18 protein-coding genes and 1 pseudogene are annotated in these 21,077 nt (G+C 67.6%); 5 read left to right on the top strand and 14 right to left on the bottom strand.

What is annotated here, in order from left to right; genetic code table 11:
- Window positions 1–39: 39 nt before the first annotated feature.
- Window positions 40–357: a hypothetical protein gene (locus Q8O14_09785; protein MDP2361029.1), complete on the bottom strand. Its 318-nt coding sequence runs from the start codon at window positions 355–357 to the stop codon at window positions 40–42.
- 276 nt (window positions 358–633) lie between these two features.
- On the opposite strand from Q8O14_09785, the gene purB reads away from it, so the two are divergent.
- The gene (gene purB, locus Q8O14_09780; GenBank protein ID MDP2361028.1) at window positions 634–2,076 is read left to right on the top strand and encodes an adenylosuccinate lyase; all 1,443 of its coding nucleotides are present in this window, start codon (window positions 634–636) and stop codon (window positions 2,074–2,076) included.
- 258 nt (window positions 2,077–2,334) lie between these two features.
- Here purB and Q8O14_09775 read toward each other — a convergent pair whose 3' ends face one another.
- The 5 genes and pseudogenes from Q8O14_09775 to Q8O14_09755 form a co-directional block, all read right to left on the bottom strand.
- The gene (locus Q8O14_09775; GenBank protein MDP2361027.1) at window positions 2,335–3,411 is read right to left on the bottom strand and encodes a reverse transcriptase domain-containing protein; all 1,077 of its coding nucleotides are present in this window, start codon (window positions 3,409–3,411) and stop codon (window positions 2,335–2,337) included.
- Window positions 3,395–3,736, bottom strand: coding sequence for a diversity-generating retroelement protein Avd (gene avd / locus Q8O14_09770; protein ID MDP2361026.1), 342 nt, complete (start codon window positions 3,734–3,736; stop codon window positions 3,395–3,397). The genes Q8O14_09775 and avd overlap by 17 nt, the downstream gene beginning before the upstream one ends.
- On the bottom strand, window positions 3,729–4,244 hold the full coding sequence (locus tag Q8O14_09765) for an HRDC domain-containing protein (protein MDP2361025.1): 516 nt from the start codon (window positions 4,242–4,244) through the stop codon (window positions 3,729–3,731). Before Q8O14_09765 ends, avd begins: the two co-directional genes overlap by 8 nt.
- A 144-nt stretch (window positions 4,245–4,388) precedes the next feature.
- Window positions 4,389–5,297, bottom strand: coding sequence for a formylglycine-generating enzyme family protein (locus Q8O14_09760; protein MDP2361024.1), 909 nt, complete (start codon window positions 5,295–5,297; stop codon window positions 4,389–4,391).
- 131 nt (window positions 5,298–5,428) lie between these two features.
- Window positions 5,429–5,518 (bottom strand): annotated as a pseudogene (locus Q8O14_09755) (helix-turn-helix domain-containing protein).
- Window positions 5,519–5,922: 404 nt separating this feature from the next.
- Here Q8O14_09755 and Q8O14_09750 point away from each other — a divergent pair.
- The gene (locus tag Q8O14_09750) at window positions 5,923–6,291 is read left to right on the top strand and encodes a hypothetical protein (GenBank protein MDP2361023.1); all 369 of its coding nucleotides are present in this window, start codon (window positions 5,923–5,925) and stop codon (window positions 6,289–6,291) included.
- Between the two features lie 169 nt (window positions 6,292–6,460).
- Here Q8O14_09750 and Q8O14_09745 read toward each other — a convergent pair whose 3' ends face one another.
- The 8 genes from Q8O14_09745 to rfaD form a co-directional block, all read right to left on the bottom strand.
- On the bottom strand, window positions 6,461–7,324 hold the full coding sequence (locus Q8O14_09745; GenBank protein ID MDP2361022.1) for a cytochrome c3 family protein: 864 nt from the start codon (window positions 7,322–7,324) through the stop codon (window positions 6,461–6,463).
- Between the two features lie 4 nt (window positions 7,325–7,328).
- Window positions 7,329–7,895 (bottom strand): hypothetical protein, encoded by a 567-nt coding sequence (locus tag Q8O14_09740; GenBank protein ID MDP2361021.1) that lies wholly within the window; start codon window positions 7,893–7,895, stop codon window positions 7,329–7,331.
- Between the two features lie 64 nt (window positions 7,896–7,959).
- Entirely contained in the window at window positions 7,960–9,909 is a 1,950-nt protein-coding gene (locus Q8O14_09735; GenBank protein MDP2361020.1) for a hypothetical protein, read from the bottom strand.
- A 182-nt stretch (window positions 9,910–10,091) separates the two neighbouring features.
- Window positions 10,092–11,318 (bottom strand): hypothetical protein, encoded by a 1,227-nt coding sequence (locus tag Q8O14_09730; GenBank protein MDP2361019.1) that lies wholly within the window; start codon window positions 11,316–11,318, stop codon window positions 10,092–10,094.
- A 288-nt stretch (window positions 11,319–11,606) separates the two neighbouring features.
- Window positions 11,607–12,857: a DUF1015 family protein gene (locus Q8O14_09725; protein MDP2361018.1), complete on the bottom strand. Its 1,251-nt coding sequence runs from the start codon at window positions 12,855–12,857 to the stop codon at window positions 11,607–11,609.
- Between the two features lies 1 nt (window position 12,858).
- Entirely contained in the window at window positions 12,859–13,773 is a 915-nt protein-coding gene (locus tag Q8O14_09720) for a D-2-hydroxyacid dehydrogenase (GenBank protein MDP2361017.1), read from the bottom strand.
- 10 nt (window positions 13,774–13,783) lie between these two features.
- Window positions 13,784–14,860 carry an alanine--glyoxylate aminotransferase family protein gene (locus Q8O14_09715; protein ID MDP2361016.1) on the bottom strand — a complete coding sequence of 359 codons (1,077 nt, stop codon included), beginning with the start codon at window positions 14,858–14,860 and terminating at the stop codon, window positions 13,784–13,786.
- A 648-nt stretch (window positions 14,861–15,508) separates the two neighbouring features.
- Window positions 15,509–16,492 carry an ADP-glyceromanno-heptose 6-epimerase gene (rfaD, locus tag Q8O14_09710; protein MDP2361015.1) on the bottom strand — a complete coding sequence of 328 codons (984 nt, stop codon included), beginning with the start codon at window positions 16,490–16,492 and terminating at the stop codon, window positions 15,509–15,511.
- A 177-nt stretch (window positions 16,493–16,669) separates the two neighbouring features.
- Here rfaD and Q8O14_09705 point away from each other — a divergent pair, with 177 nt between their 5' ends.
- The 3 genes from Q8O14_09705 to Q8O14_09695 are packed head-to-tail and all read left to right on the top strand — an operon-like array spanning window position 16,670 to window position 21,034.
- Entirely contained in the window at window positions 16,670–19,717 is a 3,048-nt protein-coding gene (locus tag Q8O14_09705) for a M1 family metallopeptidase (protein MDP2361014.1), read from the top strand.
- Between the two features lie 10 nt (window positions 19,718–19,727).
- Window positions 19,728–20,567: a DUF1460 domain-containing protein gene (locus tag Q8O14_09700; GenBank protein MDP2361013.1), complete on the top strand. Its 840-nt coding sequence runs from the start codon at window positions 19,728–19,730 to the stop codon at window positions 20,565–20,567.
- Window positions 20,564–21,034, top strand: a complete 471-nt coding sequence (locus tag Q8O14_09695; protein ID MDP2361012.1) for a histidine phosphatase family protein — start codon at window positions 20,564–20,566, stop codon at window positions 21,032–21,034. The genes Q8O14_09700 and Q8O14_09695 overlap by 4 nt, the downstream gene beginning before the upstream one ends.
- Window positions 21,035–21,077: the final 43 nt, after the last annotated feature.

Raw genomic sequence — 21,077 nt, 5'->3', positions numbered from 1 at the left:
ACAGGATCAACCAAGGTCGGACACGGGGGCGGAGCGGGGTCAGATGCTGGTCTCCGCGCCGTTGCTCAGTTCGCGACGAAGGATCATCACCGTGGCGCCGCCACAGGGGCCAAGCCCGCAGGCCACCCAACCGTCGCGCTCCCGCTGGCGCAGGATCTTGTTCAGGGTGGCGTCGTCCCGCCCGGTGACGGCCACCACCTGATGGTCGTACTTGCGCGCCTCCCGCCGGACAATGATGCGCGGCCCGGTGACGTCTCCCAGGGCCGCCACGGTCAGCCCCTCGGCTTCGATCTCCTTGAGCAGGGATTCAAGCTCCCGCCGATCCGTGAAGGCGGCGTTCAGCACGCGGTGCGACATCAAGGGAATCCCCCGAGCTATGGCGAAACCATGGAATGACAGCGGGATGAAAGGTCAGAAAGTCCCATCGGCGGGGCAAATGCGAAGGGTCGGATTGTCCCCTTGGGCGCCTCCTTTGTGCACGCGACCGCATCGCCCCCCAGTTTCCCCCACCCGGGCATCCCTCCTCTGCGCCGGGTTTTCGAACTTGAACGGGCCTCACGCCCCCTTCCCGCCGGGAGTGGAACGGAGAGGCCGCGGCACGCCAAGGCACTGGACCAGAAACGGGGGCTGCAGATGGAGAGGGCGCGCGACCGCTACGAGAATCCGCTGCTGGAGCGCTACGCCAGCGCCGCCATGAGCCGCCTGTTCAGTCCCGAGACCAAGTTCCGCACCTGGCGGCGTTTGTGGATCGCCCTGGCCGAGGCCCAGCGGGAGCTGGGGCTGCCCGTGACGGAGGCGCAACTGGAGGAGCTGCGCGCCACCGCGGAGGAGATCAACCACGAGGTGGCCGAGGCCCGGGAACGCGTCACCCGCCACGACGTGATGAGCCACGTCCACGCCTGGGGACTGCAGTGTCCGGCGGCGGCGGGGATCATCCACCTGGGGGCCACCAGCGCCTACGTGGGCGACAACACGGATCTCATCCAGCTGCGCGGGGCCCTGCGCCTGCTGCGACGCCGCCTGCTGCGGGTCATTGCCCGCCTCGCCGCCTTCGCCGACCGCTGGAAGGAGCTGCCCACCCTCGGCTTCACCCATTTCCAGCCAGCCCAACCCGTCACGGTGGGCAAGCGGGCCGCCCTCTGGCTGCAAGACCTGATGCTGGACTTCGAGGACCTGGAGCACCGGCTCGCCACCCTGCGTTTCCTGGGCTGCAAAGGCACCACCGGCACCCAGGCCAGCTTCCTGGCCCTCTTCGACGGCGACGAGGAGAAGGTGCGCCAGCTGGATCAGCTCATCCTGGAGCGCATGGACTTCCCCCGGGACTACGCCGTGTGCGGCCAGACCTACCCGCGCAAGGAGGACGCCCGCATCCTGGACTGGCTGGCCGGTTTGGGGCGCAGCGTGCACCGCATCACGGGGGACATCCGCCTCCTGCAGCACCTGAAGGAGGTGGAGGAGCCCTTCGGGCAGGAGCAGATCGGCAGCAGCGCCATGGCCTACAAGCGCAATCCCATGCGCTGCGAGCGGGCCGCCAGCCTGGCCAAGGTGCTGATGGCCTATCCGCAGGGCGTGGGCATGACCGCCGCCACCCAATGGTTCGAGCGCACCCTGGACGACAGCGCCCAGAAGCGGCTGGTCGTGCCCGAGGCTTTTCTGTGCGCCGACGCCGTCCTGCTCATCCTCGAGAACGTGTTCAGCGGACTGGTGGTCTACCCCGAGGTGATCCGCCGCCGCCTGGACGCGGAACTGCCCTTCATGGCGACGGAGACCATCCTGATGGAGGGGGTCAAGCGCGGCGGCGACCGCCAGCAGCTGCACGAGGCGATCCGCCAGCTTTCCATGCGCGCCGCCCGGCGGGTCAAGGAGGAGGGGCTGGACAACAACCTGCTCGAGCTGCTGGCCGAGGACACCAGCATTCCCTTCACCCTGACCGACCTGCGCGTGCTCTGCAATCCCCGCACCTTCACCGGCCGGGCCGCCGGCCAGGTGGAGGACTACCTGCGCCGCGAGGTCCAGCCCCTGCTGGACGCCAATCGGGAGGCGCTGGAAGGCGAGGAGGAGGACCTGAGGGTGTAAACCCTGATTGCAGAAGGTTCTCAACCGGGACCAAGCAGGTCTTGGAGCACACCCTTGAGAGGAAATCGGCACCGACCCTCTGATGTTGAGAGCCGGTGCCTCTCTTTGCCTGCCTATGTCAGCAGGGCGGGACGATCATCGGGACCGCTGGTGGAACGTGGTCAAGCCACACGGTCGCAACATCCATGGAGGTTGCGAATCAGCCCGTCAACGGTGCTGCAGAGACGGAAACCCAGGTCATTGTCGCGGTTGCTCGGCTCATTGTTGTCGCGGTTGGCTGCGCGCAGATTCGCCGCGGCATTGGTGTAGTCGCCGCCCCGATTGACGCGATGGGAGCCGCCGATGATGATCGCCCTTGAAGATCGATCGTCGTAATGCATGGCTGTTCCAGTGTGCGAGGTGCGCCACGGCGCTCTGCGCACAGACGGCAAGCTCGTCCTCGGACAGCCACCCTGATTGATATTGCCACTCGCGTCGCGACAATCGCTGCAGACACCGACGCAAGCTCTCTCTCCGCACCCGGATCAACTCCGGGAAGATCCTGACACCCAGGAAGCCCAGGCCGTGGTTCCGCTGGTTGATTCGAGTGGCCGATTCCTTCAAGCGCAGACCGCGCTGCATGGTCAACCACCCGCTCGCCTCCGGCAACATTTTCTTCAGCGCGGACCGATCGTCATGAAAGAAGACCATGTCGTCCATGTAGCGCACATAGCCTGCCGGACGCAGTTCATCCTGCACCCAGTGATCAAACCCGTTCAGGTAGACGTTGGCGAGAAACTGGCTGGTCAGGTTGCCGATGGGCAGGCCGGGTCGACTCGGATCGCAGCGCAGGATGCGCTCCAGGACATCGATGATGGGATCCGAACCAATGTCTTGGCGCAGTTGCAGGCCGAGACGATCCAGATCAACGCTGGGGAAATACTGGCGAATGTCGACCTTCAAATGCCAGCGATGCCGCCTCACCAACTCCTGGGCGCGGCACACTGCCAGGTGCATACCCTTTCCCTTGCGCGTCGCGTAGGAGTCTTCGATGAAACGCTCCTCATAAATCGGTTCCAGCAGCCCGACCACGGCGTGGTGTACGATGCGGTCGCGCAAGGGCGCCGCGGCGATCAAGCGTTCCTTTGGTTCCTTGATCGTGAAGTAACGATACCCTGCGGGCTTCCATGTGCCGCTGCGCAGCTCATCGCGCAGGTCGAGCAGCTCCTGCTCCAAATTGAACTCGAATTCCACGGATACCCGTGTCTTGCCGGCTCCCCGCCGCACTCGACGCCATGCCTCCAGCAGCCAGGCGAAGGACGCGAGCTGGTTAAACAAATCACCCTGCGGCAGCATGTCGCAACCAACCGCCGACCATGCGGCCAATGGTGAGCAGGTTCTCGGCAGCATGTTCGTACTGGTCCGTGCTGAGGTAGCGGCGTCGATGGCTGATCCGCACCATCACGCGAAGCTTCTCCAGAATCAAATTCAGGCGGCGCAGAATGGGCACACGGTCCTTGGTGTAGGCCGCCTCGATGATGGCCTCCAAGGCGTCCAGGGCCAAGTTGGCCATGCGCTGGCTGATGGTGAAGCGCGCATCCCGGGGAAAGCGCTCCAGGCGATCCAGCAGCCAGTCGAGGAAGCGATTCCAATGCTCCAGAAGCGGCGCGGCCTCATGCATGCTCAGCCGTCTCCGTGGCAGCGGGTGGCTCAGCTTCAGCAGGCGGTTCACGGTCCATTGCCTGCGTGACCTCGAGCGTGGGCGGACCCGTCTCCGACACCAGGGCCAGGATGGCCTTGCCGTAACGGGCCAGCTTCTTCTGACCCAAGCCATGGATGCCGCGTAGCGCCTCCAGGGTGCCGGGTTTTCGTCGGGCCACCTCTTCAAGCTCCCGGTTGGTCAACACCACGTAGGCGGGCAGACCCGCCTTGTCCGCGACCTGCATGCGCCACTCGCGCAACCGTTTCAAAATACCTGCTTGGGCCGCATTCAGCCCTTCCGGAATCGATTGACCCGGTTCGACCTCCTCGACCTCCAACCACACCGTCCACCAGGCACGCCCCTGGTGCGAGAAAAACTCCGGCCGTTTGTGCAGCACCTGGCGAGCCGCGCAGAAGCGATTCAACTCCTCCTCTGGAAAAATCCCTCGTTCCCGGTCGAAGGGAATCGTGATGATGCGCACGGTCACACGTCACTCCTAAGAAAAGCTCGATCCTGTCCACCCGCGCGGTCGACCGGGCGCCACCTCGCCCCGGCTTCGCTCGGGCGGGCGGCGCCCGGTCGACCACCCCGCCCATCGCAGCAAAGGGTAAGAGGGTAAGAGAGCTAAGGGTTAACGGTCCTGCAGAGACGGAAACCCAGGCCACCGGCGCGGTCGCTCGGCACCCCGGAAGTCGCGGTAGGCTGCGCGCAGACCCGCCGCGCCACTGGCGGCGTCGCCGCCCCGATAGACGCGACGGGAGCCGCTGTAAGGGCCGGTGGGATCCCGCTGCGCCTCCGCCGCGTAGGGCCCGTACCAATCCGCGCACCACTCCCAGACATTGCCGTGCATGTCGTACAGACCCCAGGCATTGGGCGACTTGGCCCCCACGGGATGGGTCCGGGGGTTGTTGGACCGGATGCGGCCTACGTCCCAGTTGCCGCCCAGCACCACATCACCACTGGTTCTCCAATACCAGGCAATGTCCTTCAGCGACTCCTCGTCATTGCCGCAGCTCCAGGAGCCGGTCGACCCCGCCCGGCAAGCGTACTCCCACTCCGCCTCCGTGGGCAGGCGATAGTGAAAGGACGAATCACGACGGTTGATCTCAGCCAAAAAGCCCTGCACATCCTGCCAACTGACCTGCTCCACCGGCAAGTCGCCACCCTTGTTGAAGGATGGATTGTCGCCCATCAAGGCCTGCCACTGGGCCTGCGTCACCTCCGTCGTCATCAGCTGGAAGGTGCTGACGCGCACTTCATGCTGTGGTCCCTCGACCGCCACCCATGTACGCCAATCCGCAGGGGTCACCTTTAAGAATGCAAGCTCCTCCACCGGGGGATGGGCCTGCCAGTAGGCGATCTCTTCATTGCTGCTGCCCATCATGAAGGATCCCGCTTTGATCTTGACGAAGCGCATGCCCGGCAGGGGTCCGCGCTCGCTCGAAGCAAAGCCAAGGATCGGAGCGCTCGTTTCGGAGGATCCCCCTCCGCATCCCGCGAGCAGGGCGCCCAGCAGGGCAGTTGGCAACACCGTGCGCATGGTCATCCGCATACAACCCCCAACCTTGGTCAGTGCAACTCCCAACCCAAGTCTCAACTCATGTCAGCATCAAAGTCCCGGCGATGCGCGCAGCCCCGCACGCCTGGCGTCATAGGGCTTGTCAGCCAGGTGTTCCCCTTCAGCTCCCGGCTGATCGTGCCGGGATCGCGGTGCAGGACTCGGCCAATGGCCCGAGGACCTTTGCCCTCTGAACGCTTCAGGAAATGACGGTGCGTTCTTCAGGCGAAAGATGCTGGTATGTCCTTTCCATGGCAACACCTTACGATGAGTTTTGTACTTGATTCTTGAGTCGGCCGAGCTTGAACTTTGCTGTGCAATAACTGCAATGTGGGTAGGCAAATGAATTGACGAAGGAGGCATGGCGGGTCGGAGGACCTGCGCGTCTGAGCCGCGGATTGGGGGGCAGGCTTCCTCCCCGTCGCACAGGGCCGCTTCGGCGATCGACGCCCTCCCGCCGGGCCGCTGCGGCCCGCGGCCTGATCTCGACAGCTTGGCCGGAAGATGGGCCAAGCTGACCTTCACCGAGCCATGGTGACGCCCATCACCTCCGCCGTCCCAGCCTCCCGCCACCTTGCTTCCGCGTCCCAGCGTCGAGAGGTGGCCCATGACGACCAGTCTGATCGCTTACCGCTGCCCGGCTTGCCGGACCCGCTTCGCCCTGGAGGGCGACGGCGATCCGGGTGGCGGGGGCGGACCGCACTGCCCGGGTTGCGGCCAGACCCACGGGGGACTGCAGCCCCTGGTTTCCCACGAAGTGGAGGTCTGGGCCATGTGGGCCACCCTCGAGGATTGCCTCGGGCAGCTCCCAGGCTTGGTGGAATCCCTTGCCGGGCAAGAGGATGATACCATCGGATCCCCACTGCCGGAGCGTGGCCTGGTGGGCGGCAGTTGCCCCGCCTGTGGCGTCCGCTCCTGGCTGGCCCCCGGCTTGAACAATTGCCCGCACTGCGGCGATGGCCGCGTACAAGGGTAGGGTGGGCGGAGGGTGGCAGCCAACGCCGTAGTGCCCGCCCATGGGTCGGACACCTGTCAGGGAACCCATACACTGATCGATCTCATGCCACGCAGACCTCGCACGATCACGGATCCTTCTGATAAACAGCAGGGGATCAGTCGTCATCGCGCCCTTCCTCCCTGTCACCTTACCTGTCATGCTTGGCGGCGCGCGCCTCGTCCTCGTCACCGCTGCGGTGGCATTCGACGCAGTTCCGCCAGTCGACGATGCCCTCTTTGCGGTGCTCGGCGGCTACACGTGCGGGGCTGTGGATGTGGCAGCCCGTGCATGAGTAGTCCTGATACCCCTTTCCCGGCATATGGCAGTCCGCGCAGCGCGCCGGGTGATTGCGGTCGAAGCGGAACCAGGGTGTGTGGTCATAGTCGGCGGGCTTCCAGGCCTTGGTCCGGTGGCAGGGTGTGCAATTGGCAACAGGATCCAATGTGCGGTGAAGGTCATCGACCGGCTTGTCCGCGAGATGGCAGGTTCCACAAGCGGGCGCGGCACCAAGCAGGGCATGGTCGAAGTCTGCCGGCGACCAGGACGCCATGCCGTGGCAATCCCCGCAACTGCCTCCAACATCATGGTGCAGGGCATCTTCTGGAATTTGCCCGTTGTGGCAGGCCGCGCAGTCACCGGCGAGATCGCGTGGAAGCCGGTCATGGGAGAAGCGTGCCGCGGTCTTGTCGCCCAGCCGACCCGCGTGCTCCGCATGGCACACGGCGCACGACACCTTGTCGCTGCGCTGGTGCAAGCCCTGCACAGCAGGCCGGGAAACTGCCAGTACCATGCCGGCTGCGTTTCTCAGGCCGATGCCGTCCGGCGCGTGACATGCTGCGCACTTGTCCCGCTGGACGCCTCGACCGATGGCGTGGCAGGCCAAGCACTCGTTGCGCAGGTTGGCGTGGGCCGCCAGCAGCCGGCCGGGCTGTAAAGCTGGTCCCGGAGCCGTCCATGCGAAGATCGACGCTGCGATCAGAACCAGGAGGAAAGTGAGCAAGCTGCGATTCATGAGGTCACCAGAGCAAAAGGGTGAGGACGATGTGCACCAGGGCCAGGCCGGCGAAGGTCATTGTCAACGGCATGTGGATGCTTCGCCAGCGCTGCATGACGCTCGTCAACAAGGCCAAGCCCATCAGCTGCCGCTCCACCTCGGCTTCTTCGAGGCCCTGCGACGCCAACTCGCCGCGCCGCGCCGCCACGCTGCCCCGCGCCTCTGCCAGCAGAAACTTGCCTGTGAGCCCGCTGGCCACCACGACCACCATGGCGAGCAGCGCCAGCCAGGGAATCACTGCGTTCAGGTGAATCCCGCCATGCACGAGCAGGACCAGGCCGCCCAGCCAGCCCAGCACCTCGTGCAGCCGTAACAGGCCCTTGGGGGAGCCCATGCGGATCCGTTTTCGGCGCCGGAGTGAATGAAGGAAGGAGACCGCCAGCAGTCCCGTGCCCAGAGGCCCCAGCCAGCGGCCGACCCAGGCCAAGCCGGACCAGTGGAGCAGGAGGTCTGCCAGCAGCGCCGCGCCCAGCAGCGCCGCGAAGATCAGGATGGAGGGCAGTAGGCGCGTGGTCAGATAGCTCAGCATGCGGATCTCCCGTTTCGTGGCAGGCGAGGGCGCGGCGGCAGTCCCGCCATCATTCCGGACCACGTCATTCAGCTTGGGCGGCGCGGGACAGCCAGGGACCGCGGCCAAGGGCGACCACCCGCAGAAACTGCGCCGGCGGCCCCGAGGCGCCGGCCGGAAGCCAACAACCGGGCTCCGCCAGCACGACCAGCCGTGTCGCTGCCTGCGGCGTGAACCAGGGGCTGCTGGAGGCGTGCAATTCGTAGCCTTCAACCACCACCGGCGCCGCACCATTGACATCCGTGGCCGGCGCCGACCAGTCCAGCCGCAGACCGCCGACCGTCCAGCTGGCACGCAGGTCCGTCACCGGGGCCAGCGGCACCGCCTCCGACGCCCGCAGCGCCACGGTGAAGCCCCAGCCCGCCGCAATCGCCATGTATCCGCCGCTGGGATCCGGCACCGCACATTGGCCACGGTCGTTGGCCCCCCAGGCCACCACCCGTCCGTCCGCCTTCAACCCGACGCTGTGGTCCTCCCCGGCCGCCACCGCCACGAACCCTTCATTGGGTACAGGCACGGCGCACTGGCCGGCATGGCTGGCGCCCCAGGCCGTGATCGAGCCATCATCGCGCAGCGCCAGGTTGTGCCACGCCCCCGCCGCGATGGCCGTGAAGCCCCTGTTGTCCTCCGGCGGCCGGCCCTGCCCGTTGCCGTCATCGCCCCAGGCGACAATCGAGCCGTCGCCGCGCAGGGCCAGGCCGTGGGCCCAGCCAGCCGCCAGGGCCACGGCGTTCTGGGCAGCGGCGGGCACCTGGCACTGCCCCTCATCGTCGTTGCCCCAGGCCTCAACAACGCCGCCCTCCCTCAGGCCAAGGCTGAAGTGCCAGCCGGCCGCCACCTCGAGATAGCCCTGGTTGGGCGGCGGCACGCTGCATTCGCCGAAAAAGTCCCAGCCGCCGCAGCGCACCACCCCGTCCAAGCCCACGGCCAGATTGTGGGTGGGACCGGCGGCCAGAGCGCGGATCTGCTGGTTGGGTTGGGGCAGCGGCATGGGCACACGACCGCCGACCCAATCCATGGCCTGGCCCCAACCCCGCAGGATGCCATCCTCGCCCAGGGCCAGGGCGTTCAATCCCCCGGCGGACACGGCGACCAGGGACGGGGCCGGATCGGGAATCATGGACTGCCCCAAGGTATTGTCCCCCCAGGCGACCAGGGTTCCATCGGAGCGCAGGGCCAGGGCATGGTTCTCGCCGGCGGCGATGGCCGTGAAGCCCGGCCCCGGGTCCGGCACTGGACGTGGCATCCCACCCCAGTCCCACTGCACCAGGCTGCCGTCCGCCCGCAGCCCCAAGTTGAGGAAAAGGCCGCCGGCGATGCCAACAAAACCGCTGTTGGGCGCAGGCACGGGATGGACCGTGCTGTCGAAGTATCCCCAGGTGACAATGGAGCCGTCCTGTTTCAGCCCCATGCTGTGGAAGTGGCCGGCGGCCACGGCCACGAAACCCTCGTTGGGCTCCGGAACCAGGCACTGGCCGGGATCATCGATGGGGTAGTAGAAATCACCCGTGTTCGCCCCCCAGGCGACAATGCTGCCGTCCCGCTTCAGCCCCAGGCTGTGCACCGCCCCGGCCGCGATGGCGACGAAATCCATGTTTGGTGCCGGCACGTCACACTGGCCGGAAGGCTCCCCATACATGTCCAGGTTGCTGCCCCAGGCCGCCACGCTGCCGTCGCCGCGCAGGGCCAGGCTGTGGAATCCGCCCGCCGCCACGGCCACGAAATCAGAACTGGAGGGCGCCTGGCACTGCCCCTGACCGTCGTCTCCCCAGGCCACCACGCGGCCTGCGGCGGTCAGGCCCAGAACATGCCGACCGCCCGCCGAAACGGCCACCAGCGGCTCGGTGGGCGGGGAATCCGGCGGCAAGTGTCCCCAGCCGACGGGACGCCCCTGCCGGTCCAGGGCCATGCCACCCACTGGACCGGCGGTCACGGCCGTGTAGCGGGTGCCTGGCTCCACGATGGGTTGGGTCATGGCGCCCCACCCGACCAGGCGGCCGGCGGGAAGCGCTCCAAGGGGGGGGGCCAGAAGCAGGCAAAGCCCTGCTCCGAGAGCTTGGATTCGGCGTGTCATGGCGGGTCCTCGACGCTAAGCGGGGGGTGGCCCAATGTATCAACTCCCTGCCCGCGGCCCTTGGTCAGGCCGCAGATCCCGACTTAACGCCCGCGCCCCAGCCAGCCCGGCAGGCCCGTGCCACGTTGGTGGAAGACGCGCAGCCGAGCCGAGACGGAGGCGTTGGAGCGGATGTCGGCGCCGAAGAGGCCCACGACCCCCAGGCCGAAGTTGGCTCCCGCCAGGGCCAGTTCCGCGTGCCAGCAGCGGTTGACGGAGCTGAAGCGGATCTTGCTCTTGCGATCCTTCATGAAATCCATGCCGCCGGCGACGGCCAGCATGCCGCGGGTGCGGAACTCGAGGCCGGCGCCGCCCAAGAGCAGGCGTTCATCCTGCCGGGTGTTGGTCTTGATGACCTGGTAGCCCGCATTCACGTAAGGATAGATGGGCCCCACATGCAGGGGCGTGATCTCCGCCAGGGCCCGCAGCATGGTGTAGCCCAGCTCGTCCTCGTCGGCGCGCCACCAATCCAGCACCAGGTCGTAGCGCGAGCGGGTGGGATCGGCGAGACGCAGGCCGCCGCCCCAGGCGACGGTTCCCGTGGCTTGCTGTGTCTTGGGGCGCGGATAGAAGAAGGTCGGGCTGAATCCCGCCTCCAGATAGATCTGGTTGCGGATGCCGGAAGGGCCCGGCCGGCGTCTGGTCGGGGGGCGGCCGGTTCCGGTCCACGAGCTTCCGGCGGCGTCGGGCCGGGCGAGCAGGGATCGGAAAAAGGGGCGCGCGAATGAAGGGTCAACGGATTCTCGACCCCGGTCCTCCCCTGGCAACAGGTGGCTGGCAAAGAGGTCGCCCACCGCCTCCTCCAGCAGGGGGCCCAGTTCGCGCCGGGCCGTGCCGCGGCGTGTCCGCTCGTCCACCTGGATCCAGCCGGCGACCCGGCGCAGCGTGACCTGCACGCTCCAGTGCGGCCCGGCCTGATCCACGCGCAGGGTCAGCAGCCAATCCGCCTGAAGCTCCCGGGCCAGCAACCGCTCGCCCTCCTCACCGCAGGAATCCGCCTCCAGGCCCAACCCGCGCCGGGCCGCGCGGGTCGCCTCCTCCGACAACAGCGTGTAACCGCGGGTGGCCAAGGTACCGGCCACGGCGCCGCGGCAGGTCTGGGCGAGGATCAGCAGCTCGCCGCGCCCAAGTCCACTTCCCTCGGGCGTGGAACGGTCCATGACGACGATGAGGCTGTCCTCCGGGGACAGGCCGCCCGGCACCACCCGGGTCAACGGCAGGAGATCGGCCCCCGCCGGCAGGATCAGCATCAGGATCAGCAAGGACATCATGCAGTGCGGCATCTGGAACACCCATCAAAAAGGAAGCGCCTGACGGATAGACTGCGACGGGAAGTCTTCCCGGGGGGCGACCCGGCGCCGGTGCACGGCGTCCCCGGCCAATGCGTCAGGCGGCGAGGGGAATGTGTCTGTTCCCGACCGCCGCACCCGGCTTTTTCCACCCCTGGCAGGAAAGTCGCGGCAAGGCGCGTCGGGAGGCGGCCGGCCTTGCGGGACAGGATCGGGCGCCTCGCGGCGCCCGATCCTTCGATTCATTCATGCATGAGGAGGCATGCCTGGTCAACCGAGGCGGTGCACCACCAGGCCGCTGTAGAGCTTGGGTTCGAACCACGTGCTCTTGGGCGGCATCACCTGGCCCGAATCAGCCACCGCCATCAGGTCGTCGATGGCGGTGGGATGCATGGCCACGGCGCAGGCGAAGCCGTCCTCTTCCACGCGGCGCTCCAGTTCTCCCAGGCCGCGGATCCCGCCCACGAAGTCCAGGCGCTTGTCCGTGCGCGGATCGGTGATGCCCAGCATCCGGGTCAGCAGGTGCTCCTGCAGCACGGCCACATCCAGGCGCCCCACGGGATCGTCGGCGGGCACCACCTCCGGCCGCGCCGACAGCCGGTACCACCGGCCTTCAAGATAGAGGCCGTACTGGCCACGTTCCTCCGGGCGGAAGGGCTGGCCCCGCTCCCCGGCCGGCTCCACCGTGAAGGCCCGCTCCAGCTCCGCCAGGAACTGCGTCGACGTGCGGCCGCCCAGGTCCTTGATCAAGCGGTTGTAATCCATGATGTGCAGCTGCTCGCTTGGAAAACAGACGGCCAGGAAGCGGTTGTACTCCTCGTCACCCGTGTGCCGGGGATTGGCCGCCCGGCGCTGCTCGCCCACTCTGGCGGCGCTGGCGCTGCGGTGGTGGCCGTCGGCGACGTAGAGGTGCTTCACCTTGGCGAAGGCGGCCGCGATCTCCGCCTGCAGGCGCGGGTCGTCCAGCACCCACCACTGGTGGCGCACGCCGCCCGATTCGAAGTCGTAGACAGGGGCATGCCCGGTCGTCCACTGCTCCGTCACCTGGTCCAGGCGGGCCTGGCCGCGGTAAGTGAGAAAGACGAGGCCGACGTTGGCGTCGCACTCGTCCACATGGCGGATGCGGTCCTTCTCCTTGTCGGCGCGGGTGTGTTCATGCTTGCGGATGACGTCCTGGAGGTAGTCGTCCACGCTGCAGCAGCCCACCAGGCCCGTCTGCACCCGGCCGTCCATGTGCTGGCGGTAGATGTAGAAGCAGTCGCAATCGTCCTGCACCAGCACGCCCTGGGCGATGAAGCGGTCCAGGTTCTCGCGCGCCTTGGCGTAGACGCGGTTGTCGTAGAGGTCGATCTCCTCCGGCAGGTCGATCTCCGACTTGTCCACGTGCAGGAAGGTGTGGGGATTGCCCCTGGCCTCCTCCCGCGCTTCGGCGCTGCTCAGCACGTCATAGGGCCGGCAAGCGACCCGGGCCGCCAGGTCGGCCCGCGGCCGGAAACCCTCGAAAGGCGTGAAGACCGCCATCTCAGCCCCCCAGCCGTTCGCACAGGATGGCCACCACCTCGGCGCCGATGCGCGTCTGGGCCTGCTTGGTCTCCGCGCCGATGTGCGGGGTGACGCTGACCTTGGGGTGGCCCACCAGGGTCAGGTTCCTGGTGGGCTCCTCGGCGAAGACGTCGATGCCCGCCCCCGCCACTTTGCCGCTCTCGAGGGCGGCCAGCAGCGCCGCCTCGTCCACCACGCCGCCGCGGCTGCAGTTCACCAGGCGGACGCCGTCCTTCATCCGCGCGAACTGGTCCGGTCCCAGCAGGGCGCCCTTGGCCTTGTCGAAGGGCACGTGGAGGCTGATGTAGTCGCTCTTGGCCAACAGCTCGTCCAGCTCCACGCGCGTGGCGCCGGCCTGCTTCCACTCAACGCCGGGCAGGTCGGTGTAGAGGACGGTCATGCCCAGGGCCAGGGCGCGCTTGCCCAGCTCCTGGCCGATGCGGCCGATGCCGACGATGCCCAGCACGGCGCCGCCCAGCTCCACCCCCTTGTACTGCTTCTTGTTCCATTCGCCCTGGCGCATGGTGACGTTGGCGTGCGCGATGAAACGGCTGACGGCGAACATGTGGGCCAGGGCCAGCTCGGCCACGGAGGCGCTGCTGGCCGTGGGCGTGTTGCGCACCTCGAGGCCCCGGGCGCGGGCGAAGACGTGGTCGATGTTGTCGATGCCCACCCCGCCGCGGATGATCAGCTTGAGGCGGCCCGTCTCGAGGGCGGCCTGGATGTTGGGTTCGCGCAGCTTGGTGGCGCTGCGGATCACCACCGCGTCCACCGTCTTCAGCCGGGCGTTGAGTTCATCGCCCTCGTAATGGGCCGTGTCCACCTCGTGGCCTTTGTCGCGCAAGGCCTGCACGGCGGCCGCGTCCAAGCCGTCGTTCAACAGAATGCGTGCCATGATGATGCTCCTACTTGAGGCCCAGGATCTCTTCCATGTGGCCGAACAGCCCCTGCAGCTCCTCCTTGGTGCGCCAGCCCATGTGGGCGATGCGGAAGGTCTTGTCCTTGAGGTCGCCGTAGCCGTTGGCGATCTGGTAGCCGCGCTCGCCCAGGGCCTTGTTGAGGTCGCTGACGTTGATCTCCCGGGTGTTGTGCACGACGGTGACGGTGCGGCTGGCGTAGGTATCCTCCACCAGCAGGCGGAAGTGCCTGGCCGCCCAGTCGCGGGTCAGCTGCATGTTCTCCTGGTGACGCTTCCAGTAGCTTTCGAGGCCGATGGAGAGGATGAGGTCCAGCTGCAGGTTCAGCGCGTACATGTGGCTGAGGGTGGGGGTGGAAGGATACTGGTAGTCCTTCTTGAAGATGAAGTCGTAGAGCTGGACCATGTCGAAGTAGAAGCCGCGCTCCTTGACGGTGCGGGCGCGCTCGATGGCCCGCTTGGTGACGCTGCAGCAGGCCAGGCCGGGGGGCAGGGCCAGGGCCTTCTGGCTGCTGGTGATGCAGCAGTCGATGCCCAGCTCGTCCACCGGAATGGGCACGCCGCCCATGGAGGAGACGGCGTCCACCAGCCAGAGGACGTCCGGGTGGCGGCGGCGCACCTCGGCGATCTCGGCGACGGGGTTCATCACGCCGCTGGAGGTCTCGTTGTGGGTGATGGTGAAGGTGTCGTACTTGCCCGTGGCCAGGGCCTTCTCCACCACCTCGGGCAGCGTGGGCAGGCCCTGGGGCACCTCGTAGAGGTCGGCCGTCTTGCCGTTCATCACCGCCATCTCGTACCAGCGCTTGCCGAAGGCGCCCACGCTGAAGACGGCGACGCCCTTCTGCGTGAAGGAGCGGATCGAGCCTTCCATCAGGCCGCTGCCGGAGCTGGTGGAGAGGAGGATCTGCTCCCTGGTTTGGAAGACCTGCTGCAGCTTCTCGGAGACGGCGCGCTGCAGGGCGCTGGCGTCCTTGCTGCGGTGCCCGATCATGGGCGTGGCCATGGCGGCCAGGACATCGGGACGGACATCCACCGGACCGGGGATGAAGAGCTTCTTATGTGCCATGCGAACCTCCTTGCCAGGGCCGCTCCCCTCGCGTCGCACACCCAGCGCGACGGCGTGAGGGGAGGGCGTGATCCCTTGCTTGCATACGGGCTTCCTCCGGAAAGCGGGAGGAAGCCGGGTCGTGAAAAAGGTCGGACTTCTTAACACGTCCGCCAACTGATGAACCCGACAATCAGCTGTGTCGAGCGGCCCGGACAGGTGTCCGACCCATGGTCGGACACCTTGGCAAACATTGCCTGGTTCGGACGTGTTATGGATGACTTGGACGGCCGCCACGCGTGCGCCCCAGACAGCGCCTGCCCCTTCACCTCAATCGGATCAGCCGGCAGGTGCTCCCTGGGGGAGTATTCCGTTTTCCATTGAATGACCCCGGCGCCCTGACTCCGCCAGAAACAGCGGGTGATTGGATTGACACGACGGCCCACCGACACGCGGATTGTCAAGCTGGCGAAACAGGTGTCCGACCCATGGTCGGACACCCTGGCAGGAATTGCCGCCACTGGAGTCTGTCGGATTGCAGCCTATGACGAGGTTCGCGTACGGATCGAGACCAGTTCTGGGGATTCCGCATCGCATGCCGGTTGCATGTGCAGAAGGCTGCGGATGGTCCGGGCCATCGGGGCGATGGCGGCCGCGTTCGTCAGGCTGCTAGGCCTCGTCACCCAGATGGGCATGCCCGCGCACCAGGTAGCCTGCCACGTAATCGCGAACGGCGTCCTCCAGCGGCGTGGCCGGCACGGGCAGCCCCACGCGGCGGGCTTTTTCCATCTGGGCACAGGTGTGGTACTGGTATTGGTCGCGCAGCTCGGGGGGCATGGCCACCCAGTCGATCTCCGGCTCCAGGCCCAGGGCGGCGAAGACGGCCGTGACCAGCTCCAGGAAACTGCGTGGCTGCCCGGTGCCCAGATTGTAGATGCCGCCCGGGATGTCCGGCTCCAGGGCGCGCACCACGGCCGCCACGGCGTCCTTGACGTAGAGGAAGTCCCGCCGCTCGTCACCGTCGCCATGGCCGGGCCGATGGCTGGCGAAAAGCTTCACGCGGTGGCGTTCGCGGATCTGATGGAAGGCCTTGAGCACCATGGAGCGCATCTCGCCCTTGTGGTACTCGTTGACGCCGTAGACGTTGAAGAACTTGAAGCCCACGGCCTGTGTCAGCAAACCCTCCCGCCGCATCCACAGGTCGAAGAGGTGCTTGGAGTAGCCGTAGATGCTCAAGGGGAGCAGGCGCTCCAGCGTCCCGTCGTCATCCCCGTAGCCCTGGGCGCCGTCCCCGTAGGTGGCGGCGCTGGAGGCGTAGACGAAGCGCACGCCCGCCGCCGCGCAGGCCCGCGCCAGATCCCGGCTGTAGTGGACGTTGTTGGCCATCAGGTAATCGGCGTCGCGCTCGGTGGTGGAGCTGCAGGCCCCCATGTGCAGCACGGCCCGCGTACCGGCCGGCAGTCCGGCGGCGTGCAGGCGCTGCAGGAAGTGGTCCTTGTGCTGGTACTCGCGGTAGCGCAGGTTGACCAGGTTGTGCCACTTCTCGGTGGAACCCAGTCGGTCCACCACGAGAAGGTCGTCCTCGCCGTGGCGGTTCAACTCCCACACCACGGCGCTGCCGATGAAACCGGCTCCGCCCGTCACGATGATCATGGCGTCCTCCCGCATCTGTCAACCGCGTTCCCAACGTAGCAGTTGACCGGTCCGCCCCGAAAGGAATCCTTGCGGATCCTGGCGGGCTTCCATATCCTGATCCCGCATTCAAGCCAGGCAGACCGATGGCGGGTGATCCGGCGGATGGCCCAGGCCTGCCCCCTTTCCGGAGGCTCCATGTCCACCCTGCGTTTGCTGGTCCTCCTGGCCGTCATGCCGGCGGCCATGCCCATCCATGCGGTCCGCGCCCAGGCGTCGGACACCCCTTTCATCGCGTCCGAGCACGTCTCCTGGCAGGGGAGCCCGCCCGGTACCCGCCTGCCAGATCCCGGACAGCGGCGCGCCGCCCGCGACGCCTGCATCCACGGCAAGCAGGGCCTGCGTCCCGACCTGTCCGACCCCGTGGCCGAGGCGAGCCGCGAGGACGACCCCTTCACCTGGACCGACATCACCTTCTACGAGCTGGACCTGGAGGTCTTCCAGGGCGCCACCGCCCTGAACGGGGTGGTCACCCTGCGCCTGGCCAGCCGCGTGGACGGCCTGTCCGAGGTGCTGCTCCACGCCGCCTCCAATCTCAGCATCACAAGTGTGCTGCAGGACAACGTCGGGGTTCCCTTCACGCGCAGCGGCCAGGTGCTGACGGTCCAGCTGGCCGACGTGCTGGACGAGGGCGGGACGACCGCGCTGGAGATCGCCTACACGGCCCAGTTCAGCGGCTGCGGCGTGCTCAGCACCTGGCGCACCAACGTGCAGACCGGCCAGGGCGTCCACACCATCACGACCCAGGCCGAGCCCTTCGACGCCCGCTGCTGGTGGCCCTGCAAGGATGACACGCGCGACAAGGCTGATTCCACCCTCATCCGCGTCACCACCAACAACTTCAACACCGTGGTGAGCAACGGCGTGCTGCGCTCCAACGTGGACAACGGCGACGGCACGCGCACGGCGACCTGGTTCGAGGGCTGGCCCATGGTCACCTACCTCGTCTCCCTCTGCGTGACGGAGTACAACCACCAGCAGACCACCTGGACCTGGAACGAGGTGAGCATGCCCCTGCACGACTGGTCCTGGGGCCTCAGCACGGGGGACCAGCAGACGGTGCTGGCGGCGGGGCTGATGGCCCTGGACGCGCTCTCGGACTGGTATGGCCTCTATCCCTTCTGGAACGAGAAGTACGGCCACGCCCAGTACACCTGGGGCGGCGCCATGGAGCACCAGACTTGCAGCTCCATGGGCTTCTACAACGAGGCGGTCATCGCCCACGAGCTGTCGCACCAGTGGTTCGGGGACAAGATCACGTGCGACACCTTCCACCACATCTGGCTCAACGAGGGCTGGGCCACCTACAGCGAGGCCCTTTACTTCGAACACTTCCTGGGCCAGGACGCCCTCCACGAGTACATGAGCTACGAGGCCTACTGGGGACCGGGCACCATCTTCGTGGAGAACCCCTACACGGACAACATCTTCGACGGCAACCTGAGCTACGCCAAGGGTGGCTGGGTCGTGCACATGCTGCGTCACGTGATGGGGGAAGAGGCCTTCTGGGCCGCCGTCCACGCCTACCTGGGGCCCAACGAGCGGGCCTTCCACCGCACGGCCGACACCGACGAGTTCCGCGCCTTCATGGAGGCCGAGCACGGCGACGACCTCTCCTGGTTCTTCGACCAGTGGATCATGGGCGAGTACTGGCCCAACTACTCCTACCACTGGACGGTGGAGCCCCAGGGCGGCGGGCAGCTGCTCACCGTGGCCCTCGTCCAGACCCAGGTGCCGGCGCGCCAGACCTTCACCATGCCCATCGACCTGCGCGTCACCTTTGCCGGTGGCGGCAGCGAGACCTTCGTCCTTTTCAACGACCGCGCCGCGCAGAGCTTCCAGCTCCTGCTGCCTTCCGCCCCGGTGGACGTGGATCTGGATCCCGACCGCTGGATCCTGCGCCAGGTCACGGAGCTGGCCTCGCCGCCGCCCACGCAGATCGTCGTCACGAACGGCCATCTGGAGGACGGGGCCGGCCAGCCCCTGGACCGCCTGCCGGAAGGCGGCGCCTTCCGCTTCGCTTTCGAGCTGGCCAACATGGGCGCCCTCTCGGGGCCGCTGCAGCTCAGCGTCCAATCGACCCATCCCGGCGTGGAGTTCCTGCCCATTCCCGCCCACCCGGGATTGGGCTTCGCCGCGAATGCCGCCTTCCTGGTGGAGGGTTCGACCCAGGCCGGCCTCAGCGGCATGGTGAACGTGGCCCTCTCCGTCGCCTGGGAGGGAGGCGATCTGGTCCGTTCCTGGCTCTTCCCCGCCGGCCATCCCGAGGTGCTGCTGGTGGACGACGACGGTGGCGCCTCTTACCAGACTTGGTTCGAGGACGCCATGAGCGGCGCCATCGACTTTGTCACGGTGACGACGGAGGAGCTGCCCGCCGACCTGACCGGCTACGGGCTGGTCGTGTGGATGACCGGAAACAACCGCCGCGCCCTCGCGGCTGGCGAATGGGCCGTGGTGTCGGACTACGTCGACGGCGGCGGCCATCTCGTCTTCACCGGCCAGAACTTCGCCGACGCCCAGGACGCGGCCGCCCTTGCCTCGCACTGCGGCGTGGAGGTGCTCAACCCCTCCTATGACAACAACGCCGCGGTGGGCACGGCGGGCGGCATCTTCGCGGATCGGACCTTATACCTGTTCAATGGCGGCGCCGGCAACCAGAGCGAGATGGATGTGATCAGCGGCCTGCTGGACTGCATGGCGCCCCAGGCCACCTACCACAACCTGGCCACGGGCAGCGCCGCCGAGGAGCTGTTCTGCGGCGACGGCGGGCTGATGGTGTTCGGCTTCGGCCTGGAGGGCGTGGCTCCCATCGGCAACGGCCTCACCCTGAACCAGACCCTGGAGCGCCTCGTTGCCTGGAGCCGCGGCGAGACCTCCGTCGAGCCGCCGGCCCTCGCGCGGCCCGGCTCCCTCTTCAGCCTGGCGGGGGCGCAGCCCAATCCCTTCAACCCGACGACCCGCCTCGTGTGGGAAAGCCGCGTGCCCGGTTCCCTGCGCGGCGAGGTCTTCAACCTGGCCGGCCAGCGGGTGGCGAGTTTCGAGCCGCGCCAGGTGGGCGCCGGAAGCGGCTCCCTCAGCTGGCAGCCGACGGGCCTGGCCAGCGGCCTCTATTTGGCGCGCCTTGTCCTGGAGACGCGGGACGGCGCCCGCCATGCGGCCACGCAGAAACTCATGCTGCTGCAGTAGGATGGATCGAATGGACATCGATCATTGGACGGGCGCCCGGGCGGCGCTCGTCCTCCTCCTGGGCCTGGCGGCCTTCTTGCCTTTCCGGGCGCCGGCCCTGGCCGCGGAGACCTCGGTGGAAGCCTTCGCCGCCCGCGCCGCCGCCCTGCCCGGACCGGGTCCCGCCACGCTGGTGGAGTTGGGGCGCGGCCTGCTGGGAACGCCTTACCTGAAGGGCGCCCTGCGGGGACCGAAGGATCCCGCCACCGGGCTGGTGCTCAGCCTCGAGCAGGTGGACTGCATGATCCTGCTCGAGTGGCTGCTGGCCGGCAACACCCTGGCCGGACGGCCGGGGGCGGGACGGGCCGACAGCCTGGCCCGCGCCCTGCTCCAGGTGCGCTTCCGGCACGGACGCGCCAACCATCTGGAGCGCCACCACTTCTTCGGGGACTGGCTGGACTCCGGCCCCCGCCTGGTCGACGCCGGCCCTTCCTTCCGCGGCAGCGAGCGGCGCGTGCTTGATCTCAACCGCGGGGCGGCCAAGCCCTGGGTCAAGGGTCTGCCCTGCCGCCGGCAGGAGCTGTGGTGGGTGCCGCCCGCCGCCGGCACCCTGGACAGCCTGCGCGACGGCGACCTCATCGGCCTATGGGCGGCCAAGCCCGGGCTGGATGTGACCCATGTGGGAATCATCGTGCGCGAGGAGGGCCGCGTCATGCTGCTCAACGCCTCCAGCCGCGCCATGCGGGTCCGCCTGGAGCCCCTGGCGGAGCACCCTGCGTGGAAGAGAGGGATCCTCGTCTTCCGTCTGCCCGGGCAGACCGGCCCGGGCACATCCGCGGACGACCCCGCATCACCCGGGAGGCTGAAGTGACCCGCCTGGCGCTCCTCCGCCACGGAGACAGCTCGGGTCGCGACCTGTCCCCCCTGGGCGAGCGCCAGGCCGCGGCGCTGGGCCGCCAGTTGCGCGACCTGGAGCCGACGCCGCGGCAGCCCCGGGTGGTGACCAGTCCGGCCCCCCGCGCCCGGCAGACCGCCTCTCTAGTCTGCTCCTTCCTGGGCCTTTCCGGGCCCCTGGAAGAACGCCGCCTGTGGAGTGGACCGGACGGCGCGCCGGATAGTTGGGAGAATGATCCATGGTGGCTGCTTGACCGCATGGAAGCCTGGGGTCGTGATGTGGATCTGCTGGTCGTGATCACCCATCTCGAAATCTGCGCCACCCTGCCTTCCCTGCTGGCCGAGCATGTTGGCTTGCCGGGAGTTCTGCCACCGGGCCTCGCCCGCGGCCAGGGTCTTTACGTGGACCTCGCGGCGCGCTCCTGGCGCTTGCTGCAGGGCTGATCCCCCAGGAAATGGAACAGGAAGCAGATTCTTCCCACCCGAC

The organism is bacterium, from assembly GCA_030685015.1.
Classification (GTDB): Bacteria; CAIWAD01; CAIWAD01; order CAIWAD01; family CAIWAD01; genus CAIWAD01.
This window is presented reverse-complemented; position numbering and strand designations above follow the sequence as displayed.